General features: G+C 53.5%; 9 protein-coding genes. 8 read left to right on the top strand and 1 reads right to left on the bottom strand.

The genetic code is table 11. The features are described from left to right. Positions 1–299: 299 nt before the first annotated feature. Entirely contained in the window at positions 300–1,793 is a 1,494-nt protein-coding gene (gene gltX / locus BMY09_RS08445; protein WP_091356605.1) for a glutamate--tRNA ligase, read from the bottom strand. Between the two features lie 432 nt (positions 1,794–2,225). On the opposite strand from gltX, the gene BMY09_RS08440 reads away from it, so the two are divergent. The 8 genes from BMY09_RS08440 to nirD all read left to right on the top strand — a co-directional run bounded on the left by BMY09_RS08440 (position 2,226) and on the right by nirD (position 13,673). Next, positions 2,226–3,635 (top strand): CmpA/NrtA family ABC transporter substrate-binding protein, encoded by a 1,410-nt coding sequence (locus BMY09_RS08440; protein ID WP_091356602.1) that lies wholly within the window; start codon positions 2,226–2,228, stop codon positions 3,633–3,635. An 88-nt stretch (positions 3,636–3,723) separates the two neighbouring features. Continuing rightward, on the top strand, positions 3,724–4,707 hold the full coding sequence (locus tag BMY09_RS08435) for an ABC transporter permease (protein WP_091356600.1): 984 nt from the start codon (positions 3,724–3,726) through the stop codon (positions 4,705–4,707). 18 nt (positions 4,708–4,725) lie between these two features. Continuing rightward, entirely contained in the window at positions 4,726–5,634 is a 909-nt protein-coding gene (locus BMY09_RS08430; protein WP_091356598.1) for an ABC transporter ATP-binding protein, read from the top strand. 233 nt (positions 5,635–5,867) lie between these two features. Next, positions 5,868–7,337: a NarK family nitrate/nitrite MFS transporter gene (locus tag BMY09_RS08425; RefSeq protein WP_091356596.1), complete on the top strand. Its 1,470-nt coding sequence runs from the start codon at positions 5,868–5,870 to the stop codon at positions 7,335–7,337. Positions 7,338–7,396: 59 nt separating this feature from the next. Continuing rightward, positions 7,397–9,151, top strand: a complete 1,755-nt coding sequence (locus BMY09_RS08420; protein WP_091356594.1) for a bifunctional protein-serine/threonine kinase/phosphatase — start codon at positions 7,397–7,399, stop codon at positions 9,149–9,151. A 259-nt stretch (positions 9,152–9,410) separates the two neighbouring features. Then, on the top strand, positions 9,411–10,778 hold the full coding sequence (locus BMY09_RS08415; RefSeq protein WP_175483481.1) for an NAD(P)/FAD-dependent oxidoreductase: 1,368 nt from the start codon (positions 9,411–9,413) through the stop codon (positions 10,776–10,778). Further along, positions 10,775–13,321, top strand: a complete 2,547-nt coding sequence (gene nirB, locus BMY09_RS08410; protein ID WP_091356590.1) for a nitrite reductase large subunit NirB — start codon at positions 10,775–10,777, stop codon at positions 13,319–13,321. Before BMY09_RS08415 ends, nirB begins: the two co-directional genes overlap by 4 nt. Positions 13,322–13,337: 16 nt before the next feature. Beyond that, positions 13,338–13,673: a nitrite reductase small subunit NirD gene (gene nirD, locus BMY09_RS08405; protein WP_091357126.1), complete on the top strand. Its 336-nt coding sequence runs from the start codon at positions 13,338–13,340 to the stop codon at positions 13,671–13,673. Positions 13,674–13,763 lie beyond the last annotated feature (90 nt).

Raw genomic sequence — 13,763 nt, 5'->3', positions numbered from 1 at the left:
GAGCCCCTTTAGCAGGCCCTACACTCATCTGATCTTTCTCTGTGCCCTCGGTGTTCTCTGTGGTGCAAAAAGAAATCAACACCGTAGGAGGCGCGTCTCGCGCCGATAGAGCTCAATAGTTTCTGTTCTTTCTCTGTGTCCTCGTGTTCTCGGTGGTGCCAATAATTCATAACCACAGAGAACACCGAGAGCACCGGGAAGAGCTCTTTAGGTTTCTATATTAATCATCACATTTTCATAGGAGAATTGAACGTAAAAAGCCCTGCAGTGCAGGGCTTTTCGTATACAGAGCAACCTGATCAGTTCAGGGCTTCAGCCAGCTCGCGGTATTCTTTTTCCCAACGCTTGGCTTCTTTCTTGGAAGGGCCACCAACGGTGTCCAGAGCATGACGTACCCGGGCACGGCTCATGTCCGGGCCGAGGATCTGCATGGAATCTACTACCGAGACACTGGCACTGGTGCCAGCGATAGCGACAAACAGTGGAAACAGGAAGTCACGCACTTTATAGCCCATCGCATCACCCAGCGCTTTGCACTGGGCAAACAGATGGTCTTTATTCCAGTTCTGCTCAGTGTCCAGCATCCAGGAGGCAAACTGCAGGATACGGCGAATATCATCTTTCTGCAGACTCTTGTGGGTAAAGCTCTCCTCAGTGATCGGCAGCATACCGGAGAGCAGGAAGCCCGCCACAGGCGCGACATCGGAAAACTTCTCCACCCGCTGTTTGATCAGCGGAATAATCTGCATCAGATATTCCGGGTTCAGCGCCCACTGCTGGAACGCCGTAGCGAACTGCTCATCGCTCAGCTCTTCGCGGATCCACAGACCGTTCAGCCAACTGAGTTTCTCCTGATCAAAGATCGGGCCACCCAGGGAGACACGGTTGATATCGAAGTTTGCGATCATCTCTTCAATCGAGAACTTCTCACGCTCGTCCGGCATCGACCAGCCCATGCGCGCCAGGTAGTTGATCAGCGCTTCAGCCATATAGCCCATGCGCTGATAATAGATGATACTGGTTGGGTTCTTACGTTTAGACAGCTTGGACTTGTCCGGGTTACGCAGCAGCGGCATATGACACAGCTTTGGCATATCCCAGCCGAAGTAGCTGTACAGCAACTGATGCTTAGGTGCAGAGTTGATCCACTCCTCTCCTCGCAGTACGTGGGTGATCTCCATCAGGTGATCATCGACTACGTTAGCCAGGTGGTAGGTAGGCATGCCATCGGATTTCATCAGAATCTGACAGTCAACCTGCGCCCAGTCTACTTCGATAGAGCCACGCAGCATATCATCAAAGACGCAGACGCCCTCTTCCGGCACCTTCATACGCACAACATAGGGCTCGCCCGCTGCTTCACGCTTCGCCACTTCCTCTGCTGGCAAGGCCAGATCGCTCTCTTTCAGCGCGCTTTGCAGGCCCTGTTCACGACGCTGATTACGCAGTTGGTCCAGCTCTTCAGCGGTGCGATAGCATTTAAAGGCGGTGCCATTATCCAGCAGGATCTGGGTGTATTTAGCATAGATCTCGCCCCGCTCACTCTGCCGGTAAGGGCCATGGGGACCCGGCTTATCAGGGCCTTCCGCCCACTCCAGTCCCAGCCAGCGCAGTGAGTCCAGAATCATCTGTTCTGATTCTGCGGTGCTGCGGGTCTGATCGGTATCTTCAATACGCAGGATAAATTCGCCACCGTGCTGACGGGCGAAAGCCATATTAAACAGGGCGATGTAGGCGGTGCCTACGTGCGGATCACCGGTTGGCGACGGTGCGATACGGGTACGTACGGTCATCAGAAAATATGCATCCAGGCTGATTTAAGGGCTGTTTTAAAAGAATTGCGCGCATTATACCTGCTCGACAGTTATGCGCCTACCGTAATCACCCGGGAAGGGAGCGTTTGAAAGCGGCGCCAATGCCGTGAATATGTTTTGCTCAATCTGAGCGCAGAACGGCAATCAGAATCAAAAAACGGCACAATTAAAGTGCGCTTTATCAATTCTCAACTCTCTGCATTTAAAATCAAAACACATAATCCATTGTTTTATATGCATTATTAATATCATGGCATGCAGCCTGCTTTGTAAGGGATAACAAATACAATATTTCAGAAATCGGGAATTCCCTGATTTCACATCTGACAACGACGTCTGCTCCTACCGATAGTTTTATCGGTGGGGCAGGCGTTTTTTTTTGCTTTTTTGCACATTCAGGAGCCACACAACATGACTCACACACTGCTTTCTAAAATGATAGGCCGTCGAACGCTACTGAAAAACGCGGTAAAAACCTGCGGCGCGCTTGCCGTCAGCAGCCTGCTGACACTGAACGCGGCTCAGGCCAGCGTGGGCGAACCGGAAAAAGAGGAGCTGAAGTTTGGCTTTATTAAGCTGACCGATATGGCACCACTCGCGATTGCCTATGAAAAAGGCTACTTCGAAGATGAGGGACTGTATGTTCAGCTGGAAGCCCAGGCAAACTGGAAGGTGCTGCTGGACCGGGTGATCGATGGTCAGTTGGATGGCGCCCACATGCTGGCGGGTCAGCCACTGGGGGCAACCATCGGTTTTGGTACGCAGGCGCATATCATTACCGCCTTCAGTATGGACCTGAACGGCAACGCGATTACCGTCTCCAACGATATCTGGGAACAGATGAAACCCTATGTGGAAAAAGGGGCCGACGGCAAACCGCTGCACCCGATTAAAGCCGATGCACTGAAGCCAGTTGTTGATGCTTACAAAGCCGAGGGTAAGCCCTTTAAGATGGGCATGGTGTTTCCTGTGTCTACACACAACTATGAACTGCGCTACTGGCTGGCAGCCGGAGGCATCCATCCGGGTTACTATGCCCCTCAGAAAGGCGACACTGCCGGACAGATCGATGCCGATGCCCTGCTCTCAGTGACACCACCGCCACAGATGCCATCCACCATGGAAGCCGGCACTATCTATGGCTACTGTGTTGGCGAGCCCTGGAACCAGCAAGCGGTATTTAAGGGTATCGGTGTGCCGGTCGTGACCGATTATGAGATCTGGAAAGACAACCCCGAGAAAGTGTTTGGCGTTTCCAAAGCCTGGGCCGATCAGTACCCCAACACCCATATCCGGGTCGTTAAAGCGATGATCCGCGCAGCAAAATGGCTGGATGACAATAACAACGGCAACCGCCCTGAAGCGGTGGATATTCTCTCCCGTCCGGAATATGTGGGGGCCGATTACGATGTCATTGCCAACTCGATGACCGGCACCTTTGAATATGAGAAGGGGGATAAGCGGGAAGTGCCTGACTTCAACGTCTTCTTCCGTCACAACGCCACCTATCCTTACTACTCCGATGCGATCTGGTACCTGACGCAGATGCGTCGCTGGGGTCAGATTGCCGAGCCTAAATCCGATGAGTGGTTTATGGAAACCGCGAAGAAGGTTTACCGCCCTGATATCTATGCCATTGCAGCAAAAGAGTTGATTGCAGAGGGTAAACTGGACGCCAGCGAGTTCCCGGACTTTGCCACTGAAACCGGCTTTAAGGCCCCTCAGACTCAGTTTATTGATGGCATCACCTATGACGGCCATAAGCCTAACGAGTATCTGACGAAGTTTAAGATCGGCCTGAAACCCGACAGCAAAATTTAACTGATTAAAGCGCTTGTGAATAAGCCTTCAGGAAAACCCCGGAAAGAAAACCAAAGGGTCGCCCTGGGCGACCCGATGGAGACTGATTATGAGTAGCATGGCACTGAAACTGTTAAAGCCGTTTGGCTTAACGGACAAGCTCAACCTGGCAGCGCTGATTAAAGCACTGGTGGTACCGATGACCGGTATACTGATCTTCCTGTTTATCTGGAATATCGGCGCCCGCAATATCCACACCTCACTGGGGGAGTTTCCAGGCCCCGCTCAGGTGTACGAGCAGAGTAAAAACCTGCTCGCTGAACATAACCGGGAGCGCCAGAAAGAAGCCGCGTTTTATCAGCGTCAGGATGACCGCAATGCTAAGAAACTGGCGAAAAATCCCGACGCAGAGATCAAGGTCCGCGCCTATACCGGTAAAGCGACTTTTATCGATCAGATCGGCACCAGCCTGGTCACCGTACTGGCCGGTTTTTTTGCCGCATCGCTGATCGCCATCCCGGCGGGCATTGTGATTGGTCTGAATAAAACCCTCTACAGCGCCTTCAACCCGGTGATTCAGCTGTTTAAACCGGTCTCTCCGCTGGCCTGGCTGCCGCTGGTCACCATGGTGGTCAGCGCGTTGTATGTCAGCGATGACCCGATGTTTGCAAAGTCCTTTGTCACCTCGCTGATCACCGTGTCGCTCTGCTGCCTGTGGCCCACCCTGCTGAATACGGCGGTGGGAGTCTCCTCCATCAGTGCCGATCTCAACAATGTCAGCAAGGTGCTGCGTCTGTCCTGGCTGACTCACGTCATCAAGATTGTTATCCCCTCTGCGATCCCGATGATTTTCACCGGTTTACGGCTGTCATTGGGGATCGCCTGGATGGTGTTGATTGCCGCCGAGATGCTGGCGCAAAACCCCGGGCTGGGTAAATTTGTCTGGGATGAGTTTCAGAACGGCAGTTCCAACTCACTGGGACGGATTATGGTGGCGGTGATTGTGATCGGTCTGATCGGTTTTATGCTCGATCGGATCATGCTGATGCTACAGAAGAAGGTTTCCTGGGATAAGACTCAGGAACTGCGTTAACCGGTAAGGAGAAAGATCATGACTGCAAAAACACATCTGGAGCTTACCGGCGTCGATATCGATTTTCCGACGCCCAGCGGCCCCTTTAAAGCCCTGAGTAATGTCAATCTGAAGATCGAGCGGGGCGAGTTTGTCTCGCTGATCGGCCACTCTGGTTGCGGCAAGTCCACCGTACTGAATATCGTTGCCGGTCTCTATCAGGCCACCAAAGGCGGCATACTGTTGGATGGCAAAGAGGTTAACGAACCCGGTCCGGAAAGAGCGGTAGTGTTTCAGAACCACTCCCTGCTGCCCTGGCTGACCGCCTATGAGAACGTCGAGCTGGCGGTAAAACAGGTCTTTAAAAACAGCAAATCCAAAGCTGAGATGAAGGAGTGGATCGAACACAACCTGCAGCTGGTGCATATGGATCATGCGATGCATAAACGCCCGGATGAGATCTCCGGCGGCATGAAACAGCGGGTTGGCATCGCCCGGGCTCTGGCGATGGAACCCACGGTAATGCTGATGGATGAACCCTTTGGTGCACTGGACGCGCTGACCCGTGCGCACCTGCAGGATTCACTGATGGAGATTCAGGCGGATCTGAATAACACCGTGATAATGATCACTCACGATGTTGACGAGGCGGTGCTGCTCTCTGATCGCATCGTGATGATGACCAATGGCCCGGCGGCCACGGTGGGAGAAATACTTGAGGTTAATCTGGAGCGCCCCCGCCATCGACTGGAGCTGGCGGATGATGCGCAATATAACCACTATCGTGCCGCAGTTCTGAGCTTCCTTTATGAAAAGCAGCGTCAACCCGGTGAAGAGGTAAAGGTCTCCGCGTTATCCGAAAAAAAGACTGAAAGTGATAAACAGGCACAAAACCTGCAGGATACTGAACAATCAAGCGCAGAACAGAACAGCGAGGAAGCCGCCTGACAATCTGGTGTAACAAGAACAGTTACATAAAAACAGATAGTTAGCGCGCAATCTATCTTTTAGCGGGAAGCACCAAAGATTAACAGTGTTAATTTAGTGCACCGAAAAAGGGCAGTTAATCTGTTCGGCGCACTTATTTGAGCAATGGCGCTCGGAGACTCCATCAATGTATGGAAGGTTTCCGGGCGTTTTTTTTTGTTCCGGATTATTAACAATAAGCAAAGGCACTACGCATGAATGAAGCCACCAAATTTAATCTTTTCTCGCTTAGCGGGAAGATGAAGATCCTGCATTTCAGCTGGATCGCATTCTTCATCACTTTTTTTGTCTGGTTCAACCATGCACCCTTATTGGGTGCGATTGCAGAATCGCTGGGCCTGAGCAAAGCTGAGATCAAAACACTGCTGATTCTTAACGTCGCCCTGACCATTCCAGCCCGGATTATTATCGGTATGCTGACCGATAAATACGGCCCACGACTCACCTACTCTGCACTACTGCTGATCTCCAGCATCCCCTGTTTTATGTTTGCCCTGGCGGATAATTTCGCCGAAGCGGCTATCTCCCGTTTTCTGCTGGGGTTTGTCGGGGCCGGTTTTGTCATCGGTATCCGCATGGTCAGTGAGTGGTTTCCGGCCAATGAACTGGGCACCGCCGAGGGTATTTACGGCGGCTGGGGTAATTTTGGTTCAGCCGCCGCGGCCATGAGCCTGCCTACCCTCGCCCTGCTGTTTGGCGGTGAGGATGGCTGGCGCTATGCGGTTGGTCTGACTGGACTGATCAGTCTGGTGTTCAGCGTCATCTGGTACGTCAATGTCAGCGATACACCGAAAGGCTCAACCTATTTCAAACCGAAAAAAATTGGCGGACTGGAAGTCACCAGCAAAGGGGATTTCCTGTTTCTGCTGATTATGAAGATTCCGATGTATGCCGCGCTCGCGCTGCTGACCTGGAAGCTGTCCCCGGCGGGTGTCAGTGTTATCAGTGCAACCGCCGCACTGACTATCAATCTGTCGCTGATCGCCATATTCATCTATGACTGCTACAGCGCCTACAACGTTAACCGGGAAGTGTTTATAAAACCGGTGCCAGAGATTGAACAATATAAGTTTAAGCAGGTGGCGGTACTGAACATCCTCTACTTCGCCACCTTTGGTTCAGAGCTGGCGGTAGTGTCTATGCTGCCACTGTTCTTTGCAGATGTGTTTGAACTGAATATGGTGGTTGCCGGGCTACTGGCCTCGGCATACGCCTTTATGAACCTGATGTCCCGCCCTGGTGGCGGCTGGATCAGTGATCGTTTCGGCCGCAAAAAGACCCTGCTGATTCTTACTGCTGGTCTGGCGGTGGGTTATGCACTGATGGCGATGATCGATAACAGCTGGCCACTGATCATCGCTGTAATCACGGCGATGGCGTGCTCCTTCTTCGTGCAGGCGGGTGAAGGTGCCGTTTTTGCCGTCGTCCCTCTGATTAAGCGTCGTCTGACCGGCCAGGTGGCAGGCATGACCGGCGCCTATGGTAATGTGGGAGCCGTGTTCTACTTGACGGTGCTGTCGATGGTAAGCTATCAATCATTCTTTATCGTTATCGCAGCCACCGCCGTGCTGGGCTTTGTCACGCTGCTGTTTCTTGAAGAGCCAAAAGGCCATATTGCCGAAGTCAACGATGACGGCACGGTCGAGCTGATCAGCGTCACCTGATCCCTGTGCTGTCCGGCGTCTGACCGGGCAGCGTATCTCAACACAGGAATAGCCGCATAATGAAGGCCGAACCGAAGCCGCACTCACAACACTCAGCGCCGCAAGTCAGCTTTGGCGGCTACTCGGTGGCGGGCAGAAAGCCGGTCAATCAGGATGCCTTCGCCGCTCACCAGCCGCCAGACAACAACAGCCGCCGCTTTAAAGGGGCAGCCGCCGCCATTGCCGATGGTGTCAGTAGTTGTCAGGACTCGCATATCGCCAGTCAGACCTCCGTGACCAGTTTTATTGAAGATTATTTCAGCACCCCGCACAGCTGGAGTGTTAAACAGTCGGTCTCACGGGTGGTGACCGGGCTAAACAGCTGGCTGCATCAGCAGAACAACGTCCTCCCGGCACACCGCGACAGTATGCTGACAACTTTTTCGGCACTGATCATTAAGTCCAGTACGCTGTACACCTTTCATGTCGGGGACTCCCGTATCTACCAGTGGCGCAATCAGCAGCTGGAACAGCTCACTAACGATCACAGCCGTACGGAACGGGGGCGTAACTATCTGTCCCGGGCGCTGGGCGCTGACCGGCACCTTGAAGTTGATTTCTCGCAGCAGGATCTGATCAACGGCGATCTGTTGCTGTTGAGTACCGATGGCGTCCATGAATATCTCAGTATGAACGAGTTAAAAGCGCTGCTGAGCCAGATTCAGCAGGACAGCCTTGAAACGGTAGCACGACGCATCGTTGAGCAGGCTCTGACAAACGGCAGCGATGACAATCTCACCGTGCTGCTGGTGCGGGTGGATCAGTTGCCCGCTGAAACTCTGGATGAAAGTCACCGAAGACTGACCCGCTTACCGATCCCGCCGGTCATGAAGGTGGGTAACAGAATCGACGACTATGAGGTACTGGATATTATTTTCAGTGGTACCCGCAGCCACATGTACAAAGTCCGCGAACTCAGCAGTGGCCAGATTTATACCCTCAAAGCCCCCTCTGTCAACTTTGACGATGACCCGCTCTATCTCGACGGATTTGTGCGTGAGGAGTGGGTTGGCCAACAGCTAAACCACCCCAATGTGATGAAAACCTTCAGTCCAGCGGGGGAGAAACGCTTCCTCTATTATTTAGGAGAATATATAGAGGGGGTAAATCTGCGCCAGTGGATGGATGATCATCCACTGCCCTCACCCGATCTGGTGCGCCCGATTATTCAACAGGCGATCAAAGGGCTGCGCGCCTTCCAGCGGCAGGATATGGTGCATCAGGATCTGAAGCCTGAAAACATCATGCTCAACCGGGACGGCCAGGTTAAAATTCTGGATTTCGGAACCGTTCTGATCGCCGGCATCAACGAACTGGGTTCACCACTGGATAAGTCGGTCCCCCAGGGCTCAGTCAACTATATCGCCCCTGAATATCTGATGGGGCAAAAAGGCAGCTTCCGCTCGGACCTTTTCTCTCTGGCGGTCATCAGCTACGAAATGCTCACGGGTACACTGCCGTTTAAAGAGCACTCGGTTAAGCAGGTGAGCATCGACAACTATAGCGAACTCAGTTACCGGCCCGCGATCCACCAGCGCAGAGACCTGCCACTGTGGATGGAAGGCTGCCTGCAAAAAGCCCTGCAGCCCAACCCGGTGCATCGCTATCAGGCGCTGTCGGAATTTATTCAGGACTTTACCACCCCCAATCAGAAGCTGGCGGCGGATATCAGCAAGCAACCACTGATCAGGAAAAACCCACTGCTGGTATGGCAGATATTCTGCCTGCTGTTGCTGATGTCTAATCTGGTGCTGCTGTATCTGTACACCCGCTAAATCGTGGCACCACAAAGGTGCGGTATTCGACCAGATTAGCACTATTGGTGCACGAAAAAGCTCTTCTGGATGACTAAATAATCATCAAAAAATATATAAATAATTGTTTTTAAAAGATTAAAATATAAATGGCATAGCATCTGCATTATCTGATATGCCTATCTTAGGCTTCTCATATTTTTTTGGACAATGGTGTTCATCCTCCAGTACTTCGCACTCGTACTGGTTGGTGAATGCCATTTTTTTTTGGATTTTTTTTATGGCTAAAGCTCATCTCATCATTATCGGCAACGGCATGGCATGCGGCCGTCTGCTGGACGAGATTCTGAAACGGGATCCTGATCTCTACCGGATCACCGTATTCGGCGCTGAGGGTTATGCGAATTACAACCGCATAATGCTCTCGCCCGTACTCGCCGGAGAGATCAGAGCGGATGAGATTATCACCCATTCAGAGCAGTGGTATCAGGAAAACAGTATCACCCTTCACAGTGGCGATCCGGTTATCGCAATCGATACTGCTACCCAGACCCTGACCTGCCAAAGCGGTAGCCTTTTTAGCTATGACAAACTGGTGCTGGCCACCGGGTCTGAACCGGTAATCCCCCCCGCAGCCCGGAACTGTGATCTGGATGGCATCCTGAGTTTCCGCAATCTCGATGATATTGACCGCATCATGAGCAAAGTCAGCAATACCCAGCATGCTACGGTGATCGGCGGTGGATTACTGGGACTTGAAGCGGCCTGGGGCTTGCGTCAACAGGGGCTGAACGTCACCGTCATCCATCGCGGTGACTGGCTGCTGAACCGGCAGCTGGACCCCGCGGCAGGCAGAATGTTGCAACAGTCACTGGAAGCACGCGGCATCACCTTCCGGCTGAATGCTGAAATCAGCCAGTTTTCAGGTCAGGTATCTTCTGATGAGAACTCTGCATACCTCTCTGGAGGTTCAAAAAGCGAAGTGCACCCACGCCCGGAAACACTTCAGCAGGTAACCCTGAGTGACGGTTCGGTGATCCACACCGGACTGGCCGTGATCGCTATCGGTATCACACCCAATCACAAGCTGGCTAAGGTCAGCGGAATCGATTGCGACAAAGGGGTGCTGGTCAATGACCGGCTGCAGAGCTCTCATCCGAATGTATATGCCCTGGGAGAATGCACCCAGTTCGGCAGCCACACCTTCGGTCTGGTTGCCCCCCTGTGGGATCAGGCAACCGTTTTGGCAGACCAGCTGTGCCGCACCTCTGACAGCCTTTTCCGGGTGCAGCCCTGTGCCACCAAACTGAAGGTTTCAGGCATTGACCTGTTTTCCGCCGGTGAGTTTCTCGACAGCCCGGAAACCGAGTCGGTGATCTGTCAGGACCTCGCCAGCGGCACCTATCGCAAACTCATTTTTCGTCACCAGAAACTCGCCGGCGCCGTGCTCTATGGCGCTGTTAATGATGGTAACTGGTACTTCGAACTGATTCAGACCCAGCAACAGGTTCAGCACCTGACGCCGGACCTGATTTTTGGCCGGCGCTACTGCGAAGCTGAATCGATCCCCCAATTAACCCCTGTCGGTGTAGAAGAGATCCAGACTTCAGCACCTGAATTATGTCTGGCAACAGGAGCAACCTCATGAGTAAAACAAAACTGGTAATCGCCGGAAACGGTATGGTTGGCCACCAATTTCTACAGAGCCTGGCCGATAGTGGTCAGTTGGATAATTTTGAAGTCACCGTGTTTTGTGAAGAAAGCCGACTGGCCTATGACCGGGTGCATCTGAGCGCTTACTTCTCCGGGGCAACCGCTGAAGACCTGGCGATGGGTAATGCAGACCTCTACCGCAGCTGGGGACTGAATGTACTCACCGGTGAAACCGTGACCGGGATCGACAGAGGGTATAAATCGGTGACCACCGACAAAGGCCGCGAACTGAGCTACGACAAGCTGGTGCTGGCGACCGGATCCTATCCGTTCGTGCCCCCGGTACCCGGCCACGACCGTCAACAGTGCCTGGTATACCGCACCATTGACGATCTCGATGCGATTGCGGAAGCGGCCAAAAAATCTCGCGTAGGCACCGTTGTCGGCGGTGGCCTGCTGGGGCTGGAAGCGGCCAAAGCACTAACCGATCTGGGCCTGGAAACCCATGTAGTGGAGTTTGCCCCACGGTTGATGGCGGTGCAGCTGGATAATGGCGGCGGAGCCATGTTGCGGCAGAAGATCGAGGCACTGGGTGTGAGCGTGCATACGCAAAAGAATACCCAACTGATCGATGATGGCGAAGAGTGTTTCCACAAAATGAATTTTGCCGATGGCGAGGTGCTGGAAACCGATCTGATCCTGTTCTCTGCCGGCATCCGTCCCCGGGATGAACTGGCGCGTGAGTCTGACCTGGAAGTGGGTGAGCGCGGCGGTATCGTCATCAATAACAACTGCCAGACCTCCGATCCCTCGATCTATGCCATCGGTGAGTGCGCCCTGTGGAACAAACAGATATTTGGTCTGGTGGCCCCCGGCAACCAGATGGCCAAAGTCGCGGTGTCTCACCTGACCGGCGGAAGCGACAGCTTCACCGGTGCCGATATGAGCACCAAACTGAAACTGATGGGGGTCGATGTTGCCAGCATTGGCGATGCCCACGGCCAGACGCCCGGGGCACGGGTATACAGCTTTGTCGATGAACGTGCCGAAGTGTACAAAAAACTGGTGGTGTCAGAGGATGGTAAGATTCTGCTGGGCGCTATTCTGGTGGGTGATGCTGAGCAGTACGGCACACTGCTGCAGTATATGCTCAACGGTATCCATCTGCCGGAATACCCGGACACCCTGATTTTGCCCAACCGGGGCGACGACAAGCAGACCGGTCTCGGGGTTGCCGCGCTGCCGGAAACCGCTCAGATCTGCTCCTGCCATGATGTCAGTAAAGCGGATGTGCGCGCCGCACTCGATGGCGGCTGCTGCACCCTGGCCGACGTCAAAGGCAGCACTAAAGCGGCTACCGGCTGTGGCGGCTGCTCTGCCCTGCTGACCGATCTGGTAAACCATGAACTGGAGGAGATGGGGGTCGAAGTTAATCGCGATCTGTGCGAACACTTCCCTTACACCCGTCAGGATCTGTACAACCTTATCCGCATTGAAGAGATCCGCAGTTTCGATGAGCTGTTGGAGAAACACGGCCGCGGCCATGGTTGTGAAATCTGCCGCCCTGCGGTGGGCAGTATTCTGGCATCCTGCTGGAACGATTACATCCTGACGGAGCAAAACGTCGGCCTGCAGGATACCAATGACACCTTTATGGCGAACATGCAGAAAGATGGCACCTATTCGGTGGTGCCCCGGGTTGCCGGTGGTGAGATTACCGCCGACAAACTGATTGTACTGGGTCAGGTAGCGAAGAAATATAACCTCTACAGCAAGATCACCGGCGGCCAGCGGGTTGACCTGTTTGGCGCCCGGCTGGAGCAACTGCCGGATATCTGGCAGGAACTGATCGACGCTGGCTTTGAAACCGGCCACGCCTACGGCAAATCCCTGCGTACCGTTAAATCCTGCGTCGGCAGCACCTGGTGCCGCTTCGGGGTGGATGACAGCGTCGGCCTGGCGATTGATCTGGAAAACCGTTACAAGGGGCTGCGAGCGCCGCACAAGATCAAGTTTGCCGTGTCCGGCTGCACCCGTGAGTGCGCCGAGGCACAAAGCAAGGATATCGGCGTGATCGCCACCGAAAAAGGCTGGAACCTGTATGTCTGCGGTAACGGCGGAATGAAACCCCGCCACGGCGACCTGTTTGCCACCGACCTCGACCGCGACACCCTGATCCGCTACATCGACCGCATCCTGATGTTTTATATCAAGACAGCGGACCGCCTGCAGCGCACCTCCGTCTGGATGGAAAATATGGAGGGCGGACTGGACTACCTGCGTCAGGTGATTATCAACGACAGCCTGAGCCTGGGCGAAGAGCTGGAACAACAGATGGCCCATGTTGTAGCCACCTACCAGTGCGAATGGAAAACCACTCTGGAAAGCCCGCAAGCGCTGAAGCGGTTCCGCCATTTCGTTAACTCAGAAGCCCCAGACAGCAACGTCATATTTGTCGAGGAGCGCCAGCAAATCCGCCCGGCAACTCCGCAGGAAAAGGCTGAGGTTGAGGCCGAACCGATCAAACTGGTGAGCTGATACAGAGGAAAGAATGATGACTACTACCAAACACTGGACTGCCGTATGCAGCCAAAATGACCTGATCGCTGACTCTGGCATCTGCGCCCTGGTGGCAGACACTCAGGTGGCACTGTTTTATGTCAAAAAGCAGCAAGCGGTATTTGCCATTGCTAACCATGATCCATTCAGCCAGGCCAATGTCCTGTCACGGGGACTGATCGGCTCAAAAGGGGATGATCTGTTTGTCGCCTCACCCGTTTATAAACAGCATTTCTGCCTGAAAACCGGTCGCTGCCTGGATGATGAAAACACCCGCATCCAGGCGTGGCCGGCCCGGATTGAACAGGGCCAGGTCGAGGTGCTTATATAAGCTCTTATATCGGTTCTTATATCAGCTCTTACATCGGCGCTGATAAAAGCTCTGATATAACAGCCGGGTAAAAACAGCAATTGAAACACA

The sequence above is a fragment of the Amphritea atlantica genome, from assembly GCF_900111095.1.
In the GTDB taxonomy this organism is placed as follows: Bacteria; Pseudomonadota; Gammaproteobacteria; order Pseudomonadales; family Balneatricaceae; genus Amphritea; species Amphritea atlantica.
Note: the sequence above shows the minus strand (reverse complement) of the source record. Positions and strands in the feature narration are given on the sequence as shown.

Coding starts and splice junctions, on each gene's coding strand:
- gltX (WP_091356605.1), bottom strand. CDS start 1,793: ATGACCGTACGTACCCGTATCGCACCGTCGCCAACCGGTGATCCGCAC.
- BMY09_RS08440 (WP_091356602.1), top strand. CDS start 2,226: ATGACTCACACACTGCTTTCTAAAATGATAGGCCGTCGAACGCTACTG.
- BMY09_RS08435 (WP_091356600.1), top strand. CDS start 3,724: ATGAGTAGCATGGCACTGAAACTGTTAAAGCCGTTTGGCTTAACGGAC.
- BMY09_RS08430 (WP_091356598.1), top strand. CDS start 4,726: ATGACTGCAAAAACACATCTGGAGCTTACCGGCGTCGATATCGATTTT.
- BMY09_RS08425 (WP_091356596.1), top strand. CDS start 5,868: ATGAATGAAGCCACCAAATTTAATCTTTTCTCGCTTAGCGGGAAGATG.
- BMY09_RS08420 (WP_091356594.1), top strand. CDS start 7,397: ATGAAGGCCGAACCGAAGCCGCACTCACAACACTCAGCGCCGCAAGTC.
- BMY09_RS08415 (WP_175483481.1), top strand. CDS start 9,411: ATGGCTAAAGCTCATCTCATCATTATCGGCAACGGCATGGCATGCGGC.
- nirB (WP_091356590.1), top strand. CDS start 10,775: ATGAGTAAAACAAAACTGGTAATCGCCGGAAACGGTATGGTTGGCCAC.
- nirD (WP_091357126.1), top strand. CDS start 13,338: ATGACTACTACCAAACACTGGACTGCCGTATGCAGCCAAAATGACCTG.